The sequence below is a fragment of the Streptomyces sp. NPDC002671 genome (genome assembly GCF_053592475.1).
This window is the reverse complement of sequence record NZ_JBSFVU010000002.1, coordinates 370,821-389,251: the sequence shown is the minus strand read 5'-3', so window position 1 is coordinate 389,251 and position 18,431 is coordinate 370,821. Positions and strand designations below refer to the sequence as shown.

The 18,431-nt window shown below is 72.2% G+C and carries 17 protein-coding genes and 1 pseudogene; 9 read left to right on the top strand and 9 right to left on the bottom strand.

What is annotated here, in order from left to right:
• The first annotated feature begins 182 nt into the window (after positions 1-182).
• The 3 genes from ACWD35_RS04570 (at position 183) to ACWD35_RS04560 (ending at position 6,034) form a co-directional block, all read left to right on the top strand.
• Positions 183-1,265, top strand: coding sequence for a S1 family peptidase (locus tag ACWD35_RS04570; RefSeq protein WP_451349653.1), 1,083 nt, complete (start codon positions 183-185; stop codon positions 1,263-1,265).
• Positions 1,266-1,502: 237 nt separating this feature from the next.
• A complete protein-coding gene (locus tag ACWD35_RS04565; protein WP_451349652.1) occupies positions 1,503-4,991 on the top strand; it encodes a DNA polymerase III subunit alpha in 3,489 nt (1,162 codons plus the stop codon).
• Complete coding sequence (locus tag ACWD35_RS04560; protein WP_451349651.1) at positions 4,988-6,034, top strand: DNA polymerase Y family protein; 1,047 nt, start codon at positions 4,988-4,990, stop codon at positions 6,032-6,034. Before ACWD35_RS04565 ends, ACWD35_RS04560 begins: the two co-directional genes overlap by 4 nt.
• A 17-nt stretch (positions 6,035-6,051) precedes the next feature.
• Here ACWD35_RS04560 and ACWD35_RS04555 read toward each other — a convergent pair whose 3' ends face one another.
• Complete coding sequence (locus ACWD35_RS04555) at positions 6,052-6,426, bottom strand: cupin domain-containing protein (protein ID WP_451349718.1); 375 nt, start codon at positions 6,424-6,426, stop codon at positions 6,052-6,054.
• 96 nt (positions 6,427-6,522) lie between these two features.
• Between ACWD35_RS04555 and ACWD35_RS04550 the strand changes: the two genes are divergently transcribed.
• From ACWD35_RS04550 to ACWD35_RS04540, 3 genes are all read left to right on the top strand, one after another.
• Positions 6,523-6,969, top strand: a complete 447-nt coding sequence (locus ACWD35_RS04550) for a MarR family winged helix-turn-helix transcriptional regulator (protein WP_451349650.1) — start codon at positions 6,523-6,525, stop codon at positions 6,967-6,969.
• A gap of 189 nt (positions 6,970-7,158) precedes the next feature.
• Positions 7,159-8,022, top strand: coding sequence for an esterase/lipase family protein (locus ACWD35_RS04545; RefSeq protein WP_451349649.1), 864 nt, complete (start codon positions 7,159-7,161; stop codon positions 8,020-8,022).
• A 171-nt stretch (positions 8,023-8,193) separates the two neighbouring features.
• Positions 8,194-8,643, top strand: a complete 450-nt coding sequence (locus tag ACWD35_RS04540; RefSeq protein WP_451349648.1) for a GNAT family N-acetyltransferase — start codon at positions 8,194-8,196, stop codon at positions 8,641-8,643.
• 18 nt (positions 8,644-8,661) lie between these two features.
• Here ACWD35_RS04540 and ACWD35_RS04535 read toward each other — a convergent pair whose 3' ends face one another.
• Positions 8,662-8,805 carry a hypothetical protein gene (locus tag ACWD35_RS04535; protein ID WP_451349647.1) on the bottom strand — a complete coding sequence of 48 codons (144 nt, stop codon included), beginning with the start codon at positions 8,803-8,805 and terminating at the stop codon, positions 8,662-8,664.
• A gap of 114 nt (positions 8,806-8,919) precedes the next feature.
• Here ACWD35_RS04535 and ACWD35_RS04530 point away from each other — a divergent pair.
• Positions 8,920-9,006: pseudogene (locus ACWD35_RS04530) on the top strand (SAM-dependent methyltransferase); the annotation flags it as partial.
• Positions 9,007-9,027: 21 nt separating this feature from the next.
• Here the strand turns inward: ACWD35_RS04530 and ACWD35_RS04525 are convergent.
• Together ACWD35_RS04525 and ACWD35_RS04520 are read right to left on the bottom strand one after the other, a co-directional pair.
• Positions 9,028-9,528 carry a DUF402 domain-containing protein gene (locus ACWD35_RS04525; protein WP_451349646.1) on the bottom strand — a complete coding sequence of 167 codons (501 nt, stop codon included), beginning with the start codon at positions 9,526-9,528 and terminating at the stop codon, positions 9,028-9,030.
• Positions 9,509-10,438, bottom strand: a complete 930-nt coding sequence (locus tag ACWD35_RS04520) for a GNAT family N-acetyltransferase (protein ID WP_451349645.1) — start codon at positions 10,436-10,438, stop codon at positions 9,509-9,511. Before ACWD35_RS04520 ends, ACWD35_RS04525 begins: the two co-directional genes overlap by 20 nt.
• An 85-nt stretch (positions 10,439-10,523) precedes the next feature.
• Here ACWD35_RS04520 and ACWD35_RS04515 point away from each other — a divergent pair, with 85 nt between their 5' ends.
• Positions 10,524-10,895, top strand: a complete 372-nt coding sequence (locus ACWD35_RS04515) for a GntR family transcriptional regulator (RefSeq protein ID WP_451349644.1) — start codon at positions 10,524-10,526, stop codon at positions 10,893-10,895.
• Positions 10,896-10,900: 5 nt separating this feature from the next.
• Here ACWD35_RS04515 and ACWD35_RS04510 read toward each other — a convergent pair whose 3' ends face one another.
• On the bottom strand, positions 10,901-11,671 hold the full coding sequence (locus ACWD35_RS04510) for a DUF72 domain-containing protein (RefSeq protein WP_451349643.1): 771 nt from the start codon (positions 11,669-11,671) through the stop codon (positions 10,901-10,903).
• 29 nt (positions 11,672-11,700) lie between these two features.
• Positions 11,701-12,795 (bottom strand): DUF5925 domain-containing protein, encoded by a 1,095-nt coding sequence (locus ACWD35_RS04505; protein ID WP_451349642.1) that lies wholly within the window; start codon positions 12,793-12,795, stop codon positions 11,701-11,703.
• Positions 12,796-13,066: 271 nt separating this feature from the next.
• Here ACWD35_RS04505 and ACWD35_RS04500 point away from each other — a divergent pair, with 271 nt between their 5' ends.
• Positions 13,067-13,870: an SGNH/GDSL hydrolase family protein gene (locus tag ACWD35_RS04500; RefSeq protein ID WP_451349641.1), complete on the top strand. Its 804-nt coding sequence runs from the start codon at positions 13,067-13,069 to the stop codon at positions 13,868-13,870.
• A gap of 4 nt (positions 13,871-13,874) precedes the next feature.
• On the opposite strand, the gene ACWD35_RS04495 is transcribed toward ACWD35_RS04500, so the two are convergent.
• The 3 genes from ACWD35_RS04495 to ACWD35_RS04485 are packed head-to-tail and all read right to left on the bottom strand — an operon-like array spanning position 13,875 to position 18,385.
• The gene (locus tag ACWD35_RS04495; RefSeq protein ID WP_451349640.1) at positions 13,875-15,527 is read right to left on the bottom strand and encodes a serine/threonine-protein kinase; all 1,653 of its coding nucleotides are present in this window, start codon (positions 15,525-15,527) and stop codon (positions 13,875-13,877) included.
• A 27-nt stretch (positions 15,528-15,554) separates the two neighbouring features.
• The gene (locus ACWD35_RS04490) at positions 15,555-17,027 is read right to left on the bottom strand and encodes a nickel transporter (RefSeq protein WP_451349639.1); all 1,473 of its coding nucleotides are present in this window, start codon (positions 17,025-17,027) and stop codon (positions 15,555-15,557) included.
• Positions 17,024-18,385 carry a tetratricopeptide repeat protein gene (locus tag ACWD35_RS04485; protein ID WP_451349638.1) on the bottom strand — a complete coding sequence of 454 codons (1,362 nt, stop codon included), beginning with the start codon at positions 18,383-18,385 and terminating at the stop codon, positions 17,024-17,026. The genes ACWD35_RS04490 and ACWD35_RS04485 overlap by 4 nt, the downstream gene beginning before the upstream one ends.
• Positions 18,386-18,431: the final 46 nt, after the last annotated feature.

Here is an 18,431-nt window from a genome sequence, read left to right as displayed (position 1 = left end):
CCCCTGGGATGACTGTCCTCGGTCAAGTGAGTCGAGTGTGCGCGGCGTGCCCGTCCACGCGTCCGGAATCCGGCCTTGTGTGTCCGCTGTGGACCTCGGAATAGTAGGCGCCCGTCAACCAGCCTTCCGGTCCGCGAGGTCCCCACAACCTCCTGGGCCGACCCCCCACAGGAGGACATGAGTTGAAGCACCGACGCATACCCAGGCGGCGGGCCGCCGTGGCCGGAGCGGGAATCGCCGCCCTGGTCGCAGCGGGTGTCAGCTTGCAGAGTGCGAACGCCAGCGAGTCCGCGAAGTCCACTCCGGAACCGAGGCTGTTGTCGGCCCCGGCGGCCGGAACACTCGCCTCTGCTCTGAAAAAGGACCTCGGTTCCGACGTGGCGGGCAGCTACTACGACGCCCAGGCCAAGAGCCTCGTCGTCAACGTGCTGGACGCCACCGCGGCCAAGACCGTCGAGGCGGCCGGCGCCAAGGCCCGCATCGTCGCCAACTCGCTGGCCGAACTGAACGGCGCACGCACGGAGTTGAAGAAGGACGCGACCATCCCGGGCACGTCCTGGGCCACCGACCCGGTCACGAACAAGGTAGTCGTCACCGCCGACAAGACGGTGTCCGGCGCCCAGTGGACCAAGCTCGGCAAGGTGGTCGAGGGGCTCGGCGCCAAGGCCGAACTGAAGCGCTCCCAGGGAGAGTTCAAGCCCTTCATCGCCGGTGGCGACGCCATCACCGGCTCCGGCGGGCGCTGCTCGCTCGGCTTCAACGTGGTCAAGGACGGGCAGCCGTACTTCCTGACCGCAGGCCACTGCACCGAGGCCATCTCCACCTGGACGGACTCCAGCGGCAAGGAGGTCGGCCAGAACGCGGAGTCCCACTTCCCGGGCACCGACTACGGCCTGGTCAAGTACACCTCGCAGGTCGACCATCCGAGCGAGGTCGACCTGTACAACGGCTCCAGCCAGAAGATCACCGGCGCCGCCGAGGCCACCGTCGGCATGAAGGTGAGCCGCAGCGGCTCGACGACCAAGGTGCACGACGGCAAGGTCACCGGCCTGAACGCCACCGTGAACTACCAGGAGGGCACGGTCAACGGTCTGATCCAGACCGACGTCTGCGCCGAGCCCGGTGACAGCGGCGGCTCGCTCTTCTCGGACAGCAACGCCATCGGCCTGACCTCCGGCGGCAGCGGCGACTGCACCAACGGCGGCGAGACCTTCTTCCAGCCGGTCACCGCGGCCCTGCAGGCCACAGGCACCCAGATCGGCTGACCCACCCGACACCACCCGCTCTACGTACTTTCAGTACCACCCGCTCCACGAGGTCCCGCCCCGCGCGCGAGGGGCGGGACTTTCGGCGTCCCCCGCGGCCCGGTCGGCCGGGCGTTTGTGCAGGTGGAAGGCGCTCGAACGAATGTCGCACACATGTTCGGAAAGGGGTATGGTGGAGTGCGGGAGTGGAACTGATGTTCGAGAGCCGTTCGGGGCTCGCGAGTGCGGGAGGTGCGTGTGCCGGGCTTCGCGCATCTGCACACCGTCTCCGGGTTCTCCCTGAGGTACGGCGCCTCGCACCCGGAGCGGCTGGCCGAGTGCGCCGGGGAACGGGGTATGGACGCCCTCGCCCTCACCGACCGCGACACCCTCGGCGGCGCGGTCCGCTTCGCCAAGGCCTGCGCCAAGGCGGGCGTCCGTCCGCTGTTCGGCGTGAACCTGGCGGTGGCGGTGGCGGTGGCGGTGGCGGTGGCGGAGGCGGAAGGCGTACACGGGCGTGAGAGGCGCCGTACCCCCGTGCGCGGTGGTGCCTTTGTCGACGAGTCGGCACCCCGGGTGACCTTCCTCGCCCGGGACGGCGCCCGCGGCTGGGCGGACCTGTGCCGCCTGGTCACCGCCGCCCACGCCGTCGAGGGCACGCCGCTTCTTCCCTGGTCCGGCCATCGTGCCGACGGTCTTACCGTCCTGCTCGGGCCCACCTCCGACGTGGGGCGTGCCCTCGCCGCGGGCCGTCCCGACCGTGCCGCGAAGCTGCTCGCCCCCTGGCGCGAGGTCTACGGCGACGCCCTGCGCCTGGAGGCCGTCTGCCACGGGCGCACGGGCACCGGCCCCGGCTCCCTGCGCCTGGCCGCCCGTACCGTCGGCTTCGCCGCTGAGCAGCGGATCCGGCCGGTGCTCAGCAATGCCGTCCGGTACGCCGACCCCGGCAAGGGCCCGGTCGCCGACGTCCTGGACGCCGCCCGCCGCCTGGTCCCGATCGACCCCGGCAAGGAGCTGGACTCCGGCGAGGCGTGGCTGAAGGGCGCGGACGCCATGTTCCAGCTCGCCGAGCGGGTGGTGGAGGCGGCCGGCTACCGGCGCGACACCGCCCACCGGCTGCTGGAGCAGACCCTGGCCACGGCGGCCGAGTGTCTCGTCGATCCCGAGGACGATCTCGGTATCGGGACCGTCCACTTCCCTGAGGCGCACCTCGTCGGCGCCGGCCGCCGCACCGCCCAGCGGGCGCTCGCCTCCCGGGCGGCGGCGGGCATGCTGCGGTACGGCTACGCCGGCCGCCGGGAGTACTGGGAGCGGATGCACCACGAGCTGGACATCATCGCCCACCACGGCTTTGCTTCCTACTTTCTGACTGTTGCTCAAGTTGTCGATGACGTACGGGAGATGGGTATTCGGGTGGCCGCGCGCGGCTCTGGTGCCGGCTCTCTCGTCAACCACCTCCTGGGCATCGCGCACGCCGACCCGGTCGCGCACGGGCTGCTGATGGAGCGCTTCCTGTCCAAGCAGCGGGTCGTGCTGCCGGACATCGACATCGACGTGGAGTCCGCGCGCCGCCTGGAGGTCTACCGCGCGATCATCGGCCGGTTCGGCACCGAGCGTGTCGCGGCCGTCTCCATGCCGGAGACGTACCGCGTCCGGCACGCCATCCGGGACGTCGGCGCCGCCCTGTCCATGGACCCCGCCGAGATCGACCGTCTGGCCAAGTCCTTCCCGCACATCCGGGCCCGGGACGCCCGCGCCGCGCTGGAGGAGCTGCCCGAACTCCGGCAGCTGGCGGGGGAGAAGGAGAAGTACGGCAGGCTGTGGGAGCTGGTCGAGGCCCTCGACGCCCTCCCGCGCGGAGTCGCCATGCACCCGTGCGGGGTGCTGCTGTCCGACGCCTCCCTCCTCGCCCGTACGCCGGTGGTGCCGACCAGCGGCGAGGGCTTCCCCATGTCGCAGTTCGACAAGGAGGACGTGGAGGACCTCGGGCTGCTCAAGCTCGACGTGCTCGGTGTGCGGATGCAGTCGGCGATGGCGCACGCGGTCGCCGAGGTGGAGCGGGCGACGGGCGAGCGGATCGACCTGGACGCGGTGCCGCCGGGCGACCCGGCGACGTACGGGCTCATCCGCTCCACCGAGACGCTCGGCTGCTTCCAGATCGAGTCGCCGGGCCAGCGGGACCTGGTGGGGCGGCTCCAGCCGGCCACCTTCCACGACCTGGTCGTGGACATCTCGCTCTTCAGGCCCGGCCCGGTCGCCGCCGACATGGTGCGGCCGTTCATCGAGGCGCGGCACGGCCGGGCGCCGGTGCGCTATCCCCACCCGGACCTGGAGGGGCCGCTGAAGGGGACGTACGGGGTCGTCGTCTTCCACGAGCAGATCATCGACATCGTCGCCATCATGACCGGCTGCGGGCGCGGCGAGGCGGACCGCGTCCGGCGCGGGCTGTCCGACCCGGAGTCGCAGGGGCGGATCAAGGTGTGGTTCGCGCAGCACGCGGCGGCGCACGGATACGACGCGGAAACGATTCAGCGGACCTGGGAGACCATCGAGGCGTTCGGCTCGTACGGCTTCTGCAAGGCGCACGCGGTCGCCTTCGCCGTACCGACGTACCAGTCGGCGTGGCTGAAGGCCCATCATCCGGCCGCCTTCTACGCCGGGCTGCTCACGCACGACCCCGGGATGTACCCGAAGCGGCTGCTGCTGGCGGACGCGCGGCGGCGTGGGGTGCCGATCCTGCCGCTGGACGTGAACGTGTCGGGGGTCGCACACCGTATCGAACTGGTGTCTGAATCCCCTCGGGTGTGGGGGCTGCGGCTCGCCCTCTCCGACGTGCACGGCATCAGCGAGGCCGAGGCGAAGCGGATCGCGGACGGGCAGCCGTACGCCTCCCTGCTGGACTTCTGGGAGCGGGCCCGCCCGAGCCGGCCGCTCGCCGGGCGGCTCGCTCAGGTCGGCGCACTGGACGCCTTCGGCGCCAACCGCCGTGACCTGCAACTGCACTTGACCGAGCTGCACCGGGGCGCCCGGGGTGCGGGCGGCGGCCAGCTCCCTCCCTCACTGCTTAACGTGTGGGAAGTGCCCCCGGCCGGCGGCCGGAAGACGGCCTCGGCCGGGCTGCCCGACCTGACCTCGGCGGAGCGGCTCAGCGCCGAGCTGGGCGTGCTGTCCATGGACGTCTCGCGCAACCTGATGGACGACCACCGGGAGTTCCTCGACGAGCTGGGTGTGGTCTCGGCACGCCGGCTGCGCGCGGCCCGGCACGGGGAGGCCGTGCTGGTCGCGGGCGCCAAGGCGGCCACCCAGACCCCGCCGATCCGGTCCGGAAAGCGGGTCATCTTCAGCACGCTGGACGACGGCACGGGCCTGGTCGACCTCGCCTTCTTCGACGACTCCCACGACGCCTGCGCGCACACCGTCTTCCACTCCTGGCTGCTGCTGGTGCGCGGAGTGGTGCAGCGGCGCGGTCCGCGCAGCCTCAGCGTGGTGGGCTCCGCCGCCTGGAACCTCGCCGAACTGGCCGAACTGCGCGCCGAGGGCGGCCTGGACGAGGTGGCGGCCCGGCTGGCGGCGCCCGTGCCGGAGGGGGCGACGGGCGGGGATCCGACGCACGGCCGCCGCATCCACCTGCCGACCGGATACGAACTGCACCCGTGGGCCGATCTGCGCCCGGCGGGTCAGGAGGCCTCACAAGGGCCTTCTACGGCACGGAAGTTGTGGCACCAGAGTCCGGGGAGTGCGGGATGACCATTCTCTGCGTACGTTTCCAGCTGCCGCCGATGCACGAGGCGGCCCTGCCCGGGCTGCTCGGCCTGCTGGGGGAGTTCACCCCGGTCGTCGAGGCGCTGCCCCCGGACGGGGCGCTCGCCGATCTCCGGGGTGCCGAACGCTACTTCGGGCGCAGCGCCGTCGAACTGGCGGCGGTGATCCGCGTCCGGGCGCTCGCGCTGTACGGCGTCGACTGCGTGATCGGCGCCGGGCCGGGCCCGATGCTGGCCTGTATGGCGCTGCGCGAAGCGCGGCCCGGGGTGACCTGCGCCGTGCCCGAAGAGCCGGACGCCGTCGCGGAGTTCCTCGCCGCCCGGCCCGTGTCCGCGCTGCCCGGCGTCGGCGCGGCGACCGCCCGCACCCTGTGCGAGTACGGCCTGGACACCCTCGGCCTCGTCGCCGCCGCGCCGCTGTCCACGCTCCAGCGGCTGATCGGCGCGAAGGCGGGCCGTGAGCTGCGCGAGAAGGCGAACGGCGTCGACCGCGGCCGGGTCGCCCCGAACGCGGCCTCCCTCCCCCACTCTCGGCTTCGCTCGAGCGGGGGGACCCCCATTCTCGCCGCCGAACGCCCCTTCGACCTCGACGAGTTGGACCCCGACCGGCACCGCAGGGCACTTCTGTCCGCCGCGGAGGAACTGGGCGCCCGGCTGCGCGCGGCGGAGAAGGTCTGTCGCACCCTGACCCTCACCGTCCGCTACGCCGACCTCCCCCACTCTCGAACAGGCTCGAGCGGGGGGACCCCCATCTCCACCACCCGCAGCCGCACCCTGAAGGAACCGACCGCACACTCGGCGGCCCTGACGAAGGCGGCCTACGGCATGTACGAGGCCCTCGGCCTCCAGCGCGCCCGGGTCCGCGCGCTCGCCCTGCGCGCCGAGGGGCTGACCCCCGCCGACCAGGCGTCGTACCAGCTCACCCTCGACCCCGTGGACGAGAAGGTCCGCCGCATCGAGGAGGTCGCGGACCGCGCGCGGGCGAAGTTCGGACCGCGGGCGGTGCTGCCGGGCACGCTGGCCGCGTAACTCCTTTCGGTCGGCCGTCAGTTGGCCCATGGCGGCGTGATGCGGGTGCCGTCGGCCATTTCCGCCGTGAGGCCGACGGAGGTGGTGACCCAGGAGATCGCCGTGTGGTCGGTCGGGTTCTCGACGGCGAGGGTCGCGCCCGGGTTGATGATCACCGTGTCTCCCGCGGAGATCCGCTCGGTGCGGCCGTCGAGGGTGATCAGCAGTTCCCCGAGGAGCAGATGGAAGATCTCCTCCCGGCTGACGGTGTGGGCGTGCGCCTTGGTGCCCGCGGGGATCTCCCCGCGCCAGGCGCACAGTTCCTTGCTGCCGGTGAGCGGGGAGGCGTACGAGACGAAGCGGGCGCCGTGGATCTCGTGCGTCACGGACTCCGATGCGCGGACGACGGGCATGACGGTGAACTCCGTTCGATTGGTCAAGCTGCTTGACTGTCTGCCCTCCATGGTCAAGCTGCTTGACCAATCCGTCAAGGGTGTTTCAATGCCTCTGTGCAGAACTCCGAAGCCATGGCCCTGTCCGCCGCCTTGCTCGCCGCGGCCGGCGACCTGACGCAGCGCATCAATGACGGGGTCGTGGCCCGCGGTTTCACGGACCTCCGGCCCGCCCACGGTTTCGCCTTCGCGCGGCTCGCCCCGGACGGCGCCACCGTCACCGACCTCGCCGCGCACCTCGGGGTGACCAAGCAGGCCGCCAGCCAGCTGGTGGACGAGATCGTGCGCAAGGGGTACGCCGAGCGGCTGCCGCATCCCGAGGACGCGCGGGCCCGGCTGATCGTGCTGACCGAGCAGGGGTGGGCCTGCACCAGGGCGGCCGAGGCGGCGGCTGCCGAGGTGGTGGGGGTGTGGGCCGAAGTGCTGGGCGAGGGTGAAGTACGCGCGTTGGGGGACCGTTTGGCGCGGATCGCCCCCTATGGTCCGATCAGGCCTGCCTGGTAAGTCCGGTGACTGACCATCAGTGATGCGCAGGTGGCAAGAGCGCCTCCGGATGTTACCCGCAGTTTTTACCGACGCGTAACTTCACATCCGTACTACTCGCCCGTAACTTGACGAGTGAACAGCATCCACGTGATCCGGATCACTGGGTTGAGCCGCCCCACCTCCCTTGAGCCGCAAGGAGATCACTCGATGCTGCCCTGGAAGCGACTCTTCAGACCGCTTGCCGCGCTGCTGCTGACCGCCGCCGTCGCCGCCGTACCCGCCGCCACCGCGCACGCCGCCGACGCGGCCCCGAGCAAGGGCTGGAACGACTGGTCCTGCCAGCCCTCCGCCGCACACCCCCGCCCGGTCGTGCTCGTCCACGGCACGCTGGGCAACTCCTGGGACAACTGGCTGTCCCTCGCCCCGTACCTGGAGAGCCGCGGATACTGCGTCTACTCCTTCGACTACGGCCAACTCCCCGGCGTCCCCCTCTTCTACGGCCTCGGCCCCATCGACAAGTCGGCGCAGCAGCTGTCCGACTTCGTCGACAAGGTGCTCGCCGCGACCGGAGCCGCCAAGGCGGACCTGGTCGGCCACTCGCAGGGCGGCATGATGCCCCGCTACTACCTGAAGTTCCTCGGCGGGGCCGCGAAGGTGAACGCCCTCGTCGGCCTCGCCCCCGACAACCACGGCGCCACCCTCAGCGGTCTGACCAACCTGCTGCCGTACTTCCCCGGTGCGGGGGACCTGATCAAGGCCACCACCCCCGGCCTCGCCGACCAGATCCCCGGCTCCGACTTCCTCACCAAGCTCAACGCGGGCGGTGACACCGTCCCCGGAGTGCACTACACGGTCATCGCCACCAAGCACGATGAGGTGGCCACGCCCTGGCAGAGCCAGTACCTGAACGGCCCGGACGTCCACAACGTCCTGCTCCAGGACCTGTGCCCGCTCGACCTGAGCGAGCACGTGGCGATCGGCACGATCGACCGCATCGCCTTCCACGAGGTGGCCAACGCGCTCGACCCGGCGCGCGCCTCCGCCACCACCTGCGCGTCGGTCTTCAGCTGATCTCGGGACTACTCGCGCCCGGGGCCTGTCCGGCCTGAGCCGCCGGACAGGCCCCGCGGCCGAATCCCTTGGGGTGAGACGAAGGTAGCCCCCCAGGAACCGTGAAATCCCCTGCCTATGGTCGGCTTAAGGGAGTGCTGAGGCTGCGCTCAGGTAGGTACCGTGCGCGGCATGACAGACGACCTGATCCGCCCGGCCGGCCCCGCCGACGTACCGGCCGTGAAGTCCGTGACCGACGCGGCGTACCACCACTACATCGAGCGCATCGGTGTGGTGCCGCAGCCCATGGAGGCGGACCACACGGTGAACGTGGCCGCGGAGAAGGTGTTCGTCACGGGCGAGCCGGTGACCGGGCTCGTCGTCATCGAGGCCCACGCCGACCACCTGTTCCTCGACAGCATCGCCGTCCACCCCGACGCGCACGGCCAGGGGGTGGGACGGCGGCTGCTGCACTTCGTGGACGCACGCGCGCGGGAGCTGGGGCTCGGCGAGATCAGGCTCTACACCAACGCGCTGATGTGGGAGAACCAGAAGATCTATCCGCGGTACGGCTACGAGGTCGTGGAACGCCGCGTCGACGGCCCCTACGACCGCCTCCACTACCGCAAGCGGCTGGGCTGAAGGGCGCGCGCGGCGGCGTCAGCCGTCCGGCCACCAGGTGCGTGCGATGTCCCCCCGCACCTCGGGGCGTCCCGTGGGGCGTTCTTCCGCCGCCTCGCGGGTCTCGCGGATCCGGCGGCTGTCGGTCTTCTTCAGGGGCTTCTGCACGGTCATGCGGCGCATGGCTGCCTCCTTCAGTGCCTACCCGAGATCCGGACGGTCACGGAGGTAGACCCTTTCGGCGAGGGTTCCTCATCGGTGCCGGATTGTCAGTGGCGGGTGTCACTCTTTGGACATGACGAGCGAGATGACGTCGTCCTCGTCCGGCATGTGCTGTGGACGCTGCCCGACCCCGACCCCGACCCCGCCCTGCGGCACTGGCGGGAGGCCGGGCCGGTGCCGGGATCAGGGCAGCAGCTTCTCGAAGTCGCCGCCCAGGGCCAGCGCCTCCAGTTCGTCGAGGGCGGCCATGGCGGCGGACGCGGCCTCCGGGTCCGACTCCGCCAGCCCGCTCGCGGCGAACTCGTCCTCGTCCAGGCGTCGTACGTCCCTGCCGTCGGCCGAGCGCCACAGGTCCAGGTCGAGGTCCTCCACCACCAGCTCCGCGCCGGAGAGGACCGCGGGCCGGGTGATGTCGCAGTACCAGCCCTTGACCGAGCCGTCCGCCGCGCGCACCTCCTTCACGGAGTACCAGCGGTCCCGCCAGTAGTGCTCGGTGAACACATCGCCCGGCTCGAAGCGCACGAAGCCGAAGTCCCGGACGCCCTCGCCCGCCCAGGGAGCCCGGACCGACACGCGGGTACCGTCGTCGCCGATCAGCTGCGCGGCGTAACGGATCTTCGTACGGCCGGCCTTGACCAGGACGACCTCCACCTCGACCGGCGTCTCAGCCGAGTTCGCGGACATAGCGCACCTCCGTCGCACAGATCTCGTATCCGAGCCAAGTGTTGATCGCAATCATGGGGTCGTTCCCGGTGTCGTTGCCCGTGAACGCCTCGGTGACGCCGGCGGCGCGGGCCCGGTAGAGGGAGTGGAGCTTGGCGAGCTTGGCCAGGCCACGGCCCCGGTAGGCGCGGGCGGTGCCGGTCATCGCGGACAGGTAGTGGCCGAGGCCGTCCGTGTACGCCACGCTGAACGCGACCGGGCGGCCGTCGACGACCGCGGCCATGGTCAGCTCCCGGTTCAGCAGCGGGTGCTTCCAGCTCTCCTCGACCCAGGTGTCGTAGTCCGTGAACTCGATCGCGACGTCGCCCGGTTCGTCCGACACCGTCTCCGCGTCCAGCTCGAACAGCGGCCGGGGGTCGTCCGCGAAGTCGGCCGCGGTGCGCAGTTCGACACCGGGAGGGACGTCCGGTAGCGGGGGCAGGGTGCCGTTCGCCAGGTCCAGCCGGAAGAAGTGGGCGGAACGGCTGCTCGTGTAGCCGTGCCGCTCGGCGAAGGCGCGGTTGGCGGGCTCGTCGAGGACCCAGCTGAGCAGCTTGGTGGCTCCCTGCGCGGCCAGGTACTCCTCGGCGGCCTTCACCAGGAGCCGGCCCGCGCCGCGGTGGGTGCGGTCCGGGCGCACGTACACGTTCACGCAGCCCACTCCCGGCTCGGGGCTGTCGTGGGCCAGGTGCACCTGTGCCGTGCCGATCACCTCGCCGTCCTCCTCCGCGAGGAGCGGACGGAAACGGGCGTCGGGGTGCATGTGGGTGGCGGTGTGGCGGACCGAGTCCGGGGTGGTCAGGATGAACGGCAGGGCGAGCCGACGGACCTGGGTGAAACCCTCGGTGTCGGCGGTGACGTCAGGGCGCAGAACGCGCACGATCACGGTCATGTGCAGGCACCGTACGCAGAGAGCCGCCGGGGTGCCTCCCATTTTCCGCCTCTCGGATTTCCGGCGGGTGCGGGACAATCGGCCTGTGAGCCTGAAGATCCACATCGATGACAGCGCGCCGCCGTACGAGCAGGTGCGGGCGCAGATTTCCGAGCTGGCGCGGAGCGGGGCGCTGCCGGTGGGGTACCGGCTGCCGACCGTGCGGGGGCTGGCCGAGTCGCTGGGGCTCGCGGTGAACACCGTGGCCAAGGCGTACCGGGCGCTGGAGACGGACGGGGTGATCGAGACGCGCGGCCGCAACGGAACGTTCGTGGCTGCCGCCGGCTCGGCCGCGGAGCGGGAGGCGGCTGCTGCCGCGCAGGCTTATGCGGAGCGGGTGCGGCGACTTGGGCTGGACGAGAAGGATGCGCTGGCCGCGGTGCGGGATGCGCTGCGGGCCGCTTATGGGGAGGGCTGAGCGAGTCAGCGGTGTGCGGCGGGCTCCGGAATGCGTGTCACTGTCAGACCCGCCCTTCCTGCCGTCCTGCCGAACGTCACCGCGTCCGCCACCGCCGCCCCGCCGGGGTCGTTGTTGAAGTACGCGTACACGTCGTCCGTATCGGACCAGGTGGTCGCGATGCGGTCCACCCACGTCTCCAGGGACCGGCGGCCGTAGCGGGGCCACGGGGTGGCGCGGCCCTCGTGGAAGCGGACGTAGCCCCAGTCGGTGGTGCGCCAGAGCGGGGTGACCGGGTGGGCCTGGACGTCAGCCCAGCACAGGGCCGCTCCCCGGGACGCCAGGACCTCGCGCACCTCCGGCGTCCACCAGGAGTCGTGGCGGGGCTCCACCGCGATCCTCGTACCGGACGGGAAGCAGGCCAGGCAGGCGTCCAGCAGGGGCGGGTCCACGCGCAACGTGGGCGGGAGCTGGAGGAGGACCGGGCCCAGGCGGTCGCCCAGGCCGGCCGCGTGGGTCATCAGGCGGTGGACCGGTTCCGCGGGGTCCTTCAGGCGCTTGATGTGGGTCAGATAGCGGCTGGCCTTGACCGCGACCACGAAGTCCTCGGGCACCCGGTCCCGCCACGCCTCGAAGTTCTCCCGCGTCGGCAGCCGGTAGAACGCGTTGTTGATCTCCACCGTGGCGAAGTGGGCCGCGTACTCCTCCAGCCACAGCCGGGTCGGACGGTCGGCCGGGTACAGGACGCCCCGCCAGTCCTTGTACTGCCATCCCGACGTGCCGACGAACAGGGGCATACCTTCATCAAAGCACCCGAGCGGCGGTCCTACAGGTACAGCCCCGCGTCCGCCCCCTCCCGCGCGCCCGGCACCGACGTCGGCGCCGTGCCCCGGCGCAGGGCGTACAGCTCGGCCAGCGTCGCCCCCTCCCGGCCGACTCCCTCCTCGGTGCCGAGCCAGTTCACCGCCTCGCGGCGGGTCAGCGGGCCCACCTCGATGCGGGCCAGGCAGCGGCCGGGGCGGACGACGGCCGGGTGCAGCCGCTCCAGGTCCTCGTTGGTGGTGACGCCGACCAGGACGTTGCGGCCCTGGCCGAGCAGGCCGTCGGTGAGGTTGAGCAGCCGGGACAGGGCCTGGCCCGCGGTGTGCCGGGCCTCGCCGCGGATCAGCTCGTCGCAGTCCTCCAGCAGGAGCAGACGCCAGCGGCCCTTGCCGGCCGCGTCCTCCTCGCCGATCGCGATGTCCATCAGATAGCCGACGTCGGAGAAGAGCCGCTCGGGGTCGAGGACGCAGTCCACCTGGCACCAGTCCCGCCAGGAGCGGGCCAGCGTGCGCAGTGCGGAGGTCTTGCCGGTGCCGGGCGGGCCGTGCAGCAGGAGCAGCCGGCCGGCGATGTCCTCCGGGGTCGTCTTCATCAGGCGGTCCATCGCATCCGCCACCGGAGCCGTGTAGTTGGGGCGGATCTCGTCCCACGTGCCTGCGGAGATCTGCCGGGTGGTGCGGTACGGGCCGCGCCTCGGGGAGACGTACCAGAAGCCCATCGACACGTTCTCCGGCTGCGGTTCGGGTTCGTCCGCCGCGCCGTCCGTGGCCTGGTCGAGGACCTGCTTCGCCAGTTCGGCGGTGGTCGCGGTGACCGTGACGTCCGCGCCCCGGTTCCAGCGCGAGACCAGCAGGGTCCAGCCGTCGCCCTCGGCGAGGGTCGCACTGCGGTCGTCGTCGCGGGCGATGCGCAGCACGCGGGCGCCGTCCGGCAGCAGGGTCGCGCCGGAGCGCACGCGGTCGATGTTCGCCGCGTGGGAGTACGGTTGCTCGCCCGTCGCGAATCGGCCGAGGAACAGCGCGTCGACGACGTCGGACGGCGAGTCGGAGTCGTCGACGTTGAGCCGGATCGGCAGAGCGTCGTGTGGGTTCGCAGACATGCCGCCATGATCGGGCACAGGTGCGGCGCGTGCACGGCATTTCCGCACCTTGTTCCGGGTGTTCCCGAGACGTGGTGGCACCTGATGGCAAGGCGAGGTTCTTCAGGGCTGAAGGCCCGTCAACTTGACTGACATGAACATGTAACAGTCTGGGCGGAAACGTCTCGGGTCGGGCCGGTTGAGCTCGCAACAGTTTTGGCATGAACACTTCCACTCAACACGCGTAGCTGCTACCAAAGTTGCGGCAGAGATCCTGCTATAGGGAGGCACCATGAGACGTTTCCGACTTACCGGATTAGTTACTTCGCTCCTCCTTGCCACCGGCCTCGGCCTCTCCGGGGCCGCCACGGCACAGGCGTCAACGGCCGCGACCGGCGGCTACGTGGCGCTCGGCGACTCCTACTCCTCCGGAGTCGGAGCGGGCAACTACATCAGCTCGAGCGGCAGCTGCGACCGCAGCACCAACGCGTACCCCTACCTGTGGAACGCGGCCCACTCCCCGTCCTCGTTCGCCTTCAACGCCTGCTCGGGCGCCAAGACGGACGACGTGATGGCCAACCAGCTCGGCTCGCTGAACTCCTCCACCTCGCTGGTGTCCATCACGATCGGCGGCAATGACGCCGGGTTCTCCAGCGTGATGACGGACTGTGTGCTCGGGTCGGACAGCGACTGCCTGTCCGACGTCGCCACCGCCAAGGCGTACGTCGACTCGACGCTCCCCGGCAAGCTCGACACCGTCTACAACGCCATCAGGTCCAAGGCCCCCAACGCCCGGGTGGTCGTGATCGGCTACCCCCGCCTCTACCTGACCGGCCAGATCTGCGTCGGCCTCTCGGACACCAAGCGCACCGCGATCAACGGCGCGGCCGACTACATCGACAACGCCATCCAGAAGCGCGCCCTGGCCCACAGCTTCGTCTGGGGTGACGTCCGTCCCGCGTTCTCCGCCCACGAGATCTGCTCCGGCGACTCCTGGCTGCACAGCCTCAACTGGCTGGACATCGGCGTGTCGTACCACCCGACCGCGGCCGGACACTCCGGCGGCTACCTCCCGGTCTTCACCAACAACGCCTGATCCGTCAGGGAGTTGGACCGGACGAAGTGGAGGCCCCGCCGGACGGCGGGGTCTCCGTCGCCGTTGCGGTGCCCGTCGTGCACGTCACCGAGAGCGGCACCGGATCGGACGTCGTCCGCACCGGACTGCGCACCTCCACACTGACCGCGTTCTCGACCGTCCCGCCGTCCTCGTACGCCGTCACGGTCAGCTGTTCCTGCCGGGTCGACGCGCCGCCCGCCGGGAACGACAGCGTCTTCCATCCCGGGTCGGAGACCGAGCCGTGGTCCAGCACCCACCGGTACTCCACCTGCGCGGGCACCTGCCCCACCGTGAATGTCGCCGTGAACGCGGGCGCCTGGGCGTCCGGCGGCGGACAGGTCCCGGAGTACGCGGTGTGCGCACCGGTCAGCGTCACCCGCACGGACGGGGCGGCGGGCCCACTGCTCTCCGAGGTGCTGGCGTACGGCGATGACGGCGACGTGCTCGGCGAGGCCGAACTGCCATGCAGTGCTGATGAGTTCACACCGGCAGCCGGCGATCTGCCGCCACTGGCCGCATGGTCACCGCCGTTGCCGTGGTGGAGCAGTGCGTACGCCAGCCCCGCCAGCGCGAGGGCGACCGCGAGCACCCCCGCGATCAGCACCACGCCGGCCCGGCGTTCGCGCCGAGGCTCGTCGAGCCCGAACGGCGGCTCCGTGGGCGCCCCGGACCGCAGCGGCAACGGTGGTGTGGGGTACGGCTGTTGTGGCGGGGCCACGGCCGTCGGCGCGGTGTACGGCGAGGAGGTGTACGGCGAGGAGGTGTACGGCGCGGGGTCCGCCCGGGGGGCGCCGCCAGCGGCGACCAGCCGCAGCTCCCGCTCGGCCCGCTCGGCGGACAGCCGCTCGGCGGGATTCTTGCGCAGCAGCCCCGCGATGACACCGGCCAGCGGCCCGGCCCGGCGCGGCGGCGGCAACTCGTCCTCCACCACCGCGCGCAGGGTGCTGATCGGGGTGTCATGGCGGAACGGCGAGCCGCCCTCGACGGCCGCGTACAGCAGCACCCCGAGCGACCAGAGGTCCGACTCCGGGCCCGGCGTACGGCCCAACGCCCGCTCAGGGGCCAGGAATTCCGGCGAGCCGACCACCTCGCCGGTCATGGTCAGCGCGGAGCTGCCCTCCATGGAGGCGATACCGAAGTCGGTCAGGACCACCCGGCCGTCGTTGGCCAGCAGCACATTGGCCGGCTTCACGTCCCGGTGCAGCACCCCTGCGGCGTGCGCGGCGTGCAGCGCGGCCAGCACCTCGGCCCCGATGCGCGCGGCCCGCTGAGGGGACAGCGGACCCTCCGCCGCCAACTGGTCGGCCAGCGACAGGCCGCGCACCAGCTCCATCACGATCCACGGGCGGCCCGCCTCCGCCGCCACGTCGTACACCGTAACCACGTTGCGGTGCGCGACCCGGGCCGCAGCCCACGCCTCGCGCTCCAGGCGGGCATGCAGCCGCTCCACCTCCGAGGCCGGCAGCCCGGCCGGGGCCCGCACCTCCTTGACGGCCACCTCGCGGTGCAGCACCTCGTCGCGGGCCCGCCACACGGTTCCCATGCCGCCCTCGCCCAGCGCGGACAGCAGGCGGTAGCGGCCCGCGATCACACGTTCACGGCCCGGTTCCTCGGACACGGGCGCCCCCCAAGGCATCTCGCGTGATTTCTCCACAAAAGTAGCTCAACCGAGGGCGGATGCGGCCCCCCTGAGCACCAATCCGGCACCCAGGGCCAGCACGGCCAGCGCGGAGGCGAGCGGCACGGTCCGGCGGAGCAGCGCCACCGGCCGGTGAGCGGTCAGGCGCGGGCGCCGCTCCAGCATCCGGGTGACCTTCGACCCCAGCCGGACCACGGCGAACCCGGCCGCCGTCAGCGTCAGCGCCAGCCCCACCCCGTACGCCACGACGAGCAGCAGCCCGAACCAGGCCTGCCCGAGCGCCGTGGCACCGACCAGTACGACCACGGCCGACGGGCTGGGCACCAGCCCGCCCGCGAACCCGAGCAGGATCGTGCCGCGCAGGGAGGGGGCGGCGGGGTGGGTGTGGGTGTGCCCGCCATGGGTGTGGCTTCCATGGGTGTGCCCGCCATGGGTGTGGCTGCCATGAGTGTGCTCTGCGGCGTGGTGGTGTTCGTGCGCGCGGTCGCGCCAGGCCCGGCGTACGAGGTGGGTGCCCGTCGCGAGGACCAGGGCGCCGCTCGCGAGCCCCAGCCAGCCGATCACCGACGGCGTGGCGGCGGACCCGGCGGTGACGAGCAGGCCCAGGGTGACGACGCCGAGGGTGTGGGTCACCGTGACGGAGGCGGCGAGCGGCAGTACGTCCCGGGGCCGGGCCCTGCCGCCACGGGCCGCCGCGGTCGCCGCCATCAGCGTCTTGCCGTGGCCCGGCGCCAGGGCGTGCAGCGCGCCGAGGCCCACCGCGATGAGCAGGGCGAGGGTGGCGAAACCCAGGGTGAGGTCACGCCGGGCGACCAGGTCGTCCAGGGCCCGCGTCCAGCGGTCGGCGCCCCGGGGCAGCACGGAGGCGGCCGGTGCGTCCTGCTGCTGCGCGGCGAGGGCGGGACCGCCGGGGCGGATGCGCAGCGACGCGGTGGAGCTGTCGGCCGGGGACGACAGCAAGTCCTTGGGGTAGGAAGTGAGTTCGTGCGAGACGGATGCCTTCGGTACGTCCGACGCGGTGAGCGTCATCCGGTCCCCGCGCGCGGTGATCTCCCGCCAGCCGGGTCCCGACCAGGTCACCGCGCTGTGGAAGCCCAGGGCGAGCGAGCGGCCCCTGGGGAGGGGAGCGGTCGAACGGCACTCCACGCGCAGGGTGTTGAGGCCCGCCTGGCCGGGGCGCAGGGCGGCCCGGCTGCCGTGCACGGCGAGCGGGACAGCGCGCCCGTCCACGGTCACCTCGCTGTGCCGCGAGGCCTGTTCGCACCGCCGCCGAGCCCACTCCGCCATGCCCAGCCGCTCGATGTCCGGCCTGGCCTGCGTCGCCGGGATCTCGGCGAGGTCCTCCACATGGTCGACGCTGAGGGTGCCGGGGGCGGCGACCAGACCGTCGTAGCGGTTGACGGTGAAATTCCCGAGGGGATGCGCGCTCGCGGTGCCGGCGGGAAGGAGCGCGAGGACACCCACGGCGGTGAGCACGAACGCGAACCGCAGCCTCACCGCGCGCCCCCCAGCGCCCTGCGGGCCTCGGCGGCGCCCAGCGGGGAGAAGCCGGGGTTCAGCCGCAGGGCCGCCGCCAGCCAGGTATGGCCGTCCGCCCGGTGGCCCGTGGCCAGCTCGATCATGCCGCGGTGGTAGCGGAAGGAGGCGTTGCGGTAGCCGGTGGCCGTGGCCCGGCGCGCGTACGGAAGGGCCTCCCGGTCGCGGCCGTTGACGTGCAGTGCCCAGGCGAGGGCGTCCGCGGTGTGCACAGTGTGCCGCCGGGCCCACTCGGCGCGGGCCGCGTGCAGCGCGGTCGCCCGGTCGCCGTGGTCGGCGGCGGCCAGCGCGGTGTCGAGGTCGACGTCGACGCCGTTGGCGCGGGCCAGAGCGGTCCAGGCGGCCACCAGGGCGTACTGCTCGCGGGCCCTGGCCCGGTCGCCCGCCGCGCCGCGCGCCTCGTACAGCTCGCCGAGTTCCACGAGCGGGCCGGGCAGCGGATAGCGGGCCACCACGGCCTCCATGCCCTTGACGGCCTCGGCCCGCCGCCCGCTCGCCGCCTGGGCGCGGGCCCGGCCTTCGAGCGCCGGGACATAGCCGTCGTCGGCGGCCAGGGCACGGGAGTAGTAGCCGAGCGCGGTCCCGTATTCGCCCTGGTTCCAGGCGAGTTGGCCGAGCTGGGTCGCGACGTACGCCGTGTCTCCGGGCGAAGTCGCGGCGGCCAGGGCCTGCTTGAGCACGCGCCGAGCCGTCGCCACATCGCCGCGCAGCTCGTGCACGTACGCGTACCGCGTGAACACGGGGACCCCTGGCCTGCGTGCGTCGGCGGTCCCGGCAGCCTTCGACGCCTTGTCGTAGCGGCCGAGTTCGACCAGGGCGTCGATACGGGAGGACAGCGCTCGCTCGCTGTACGGGTTCCGCTTCAGGGCCCGGTCCGCGTAGGTCAGGGCGCCCCGGAAGTCGTGCCGGGCGGCGGCGAGGGCGGCCCGGCCCGCCAGCGCCTGGTCGTTGTCCGGGGTCAGCGTCAGGGACCGCCGCAACGCCTTCTCCGCCTGCGGGTACCGGGACGGGTCGCCCTTGGTCCGCGCCTGCTCGACGTAGGCCAGGCCGAGCGTGGCCCAGCCGCCGGAGTCCCTCGGCTGGGCGCGGAGATGCGTCTGCAGCGCGGCGATACCGGCGTCCAGGTCGCCGCCGCTCAGCAGCGCGGGATCCACGGCACCGGAGGCGGCCACCGCGGCTGCAGGCGCCGCGTCCCGCGCGGCCCCGACGGCGATCGCCCCGCCCGTCAGCGCCACGGCCAACAGTGCGGCCGTGCTGGCGAGTTGAAGACTTCGCCACCGTCGCCCACCGGTCTCCTCGTCCCTCGTACGCGGTGCCATGCCTGCTCCTGGATCGCCTGGTGGTGGTCGGAAGGGGGGTGGCGCG

Coding starts and splice junctions, on each gene's coding strand:
- ACWD35_RS04560 (WP_451349651.1), top strand. CDS start 4,988: ATGACCATTCTCTGCGTACGTTTCCAGCTGCCGCCGATGCACGAGGCG.
- ACWD35_RS04555 (WP_451349718.1), bottom strand. CDS start 6,426: ATGCCCGTCGTCCGCGCATCGGAGTCCGTGACGCACGAGATCCACGGC.
- ACWD35_RS04545 (WP_451349649.1), top strand. CDS start 7,159: ATGCTGCCCTGGAAGCGACTCTTCAGACCGCTTGCCGCGCTGCTGCTG.
- ACWD35_RS04540 (WP_451349648.1), top strand. CDS start 8,194: ATGACAGACGACCTGATCCGCCCGGCCGGCCCCGCCGACGTACCGGCC.
- ACWD35_RS04535 (WP_451349647.1), bottom strand. CDS start 8,805: ATGCGCCGCATGACCGTGCAGAAGCCCCTGAAGAAGACCGACAGCCGC.
- ACWD35_RS04525 (WP_451349646.1), bottom strand. CDS start 9,528: ATGTCCGCGAACTCGGCTGAGACGCCGGTCGAGGTGGAGGTCGTCCTG.
- ACWD35_RS04520 (WP_451349645.1), bottom strand. CDS start 10,438: ATGACCGTGATCGTGCGCGTTCTGCGCCCTGACGTCACCGCCGACACC.
- ACWD35_RS04510 (WP_451349643.1), bottom strand. CDS start 11,671: ATGCCCCTGTTCGTCGGCACGTCGGGATGGCAGTACAAGGACTGGCGG.
- ACWD35_RS04505 (WP_451349642.1), bottom strand. CDS start 12,795: ATGTCTGCGAACCCACACGACGCTCTGCCGATCCGGCTCAACGTCGAC.
- ACWD35_RS04500 (WP_451349641.1), top strand. CDS start 13,067: ATGAGACGTTTCCGACTTACCGGATTAGTTACTTCGCTCCTCCTTGCC.
- ACWD35_RS04495 (WP_451349640.1), bottom strand. CDS start 15,527: ATGCCTTGGGGGGCGCCCGTGTCCGAGGAACCGGGCCGTGAACGTGTG.
- ACWD35_RS04485 (WP_451349638.1), bottom strand. CDS start 18,385: ATGGCACCGCGTACGAGGGACGAGGAGACCGGTGGGCGACGGTGGCGA.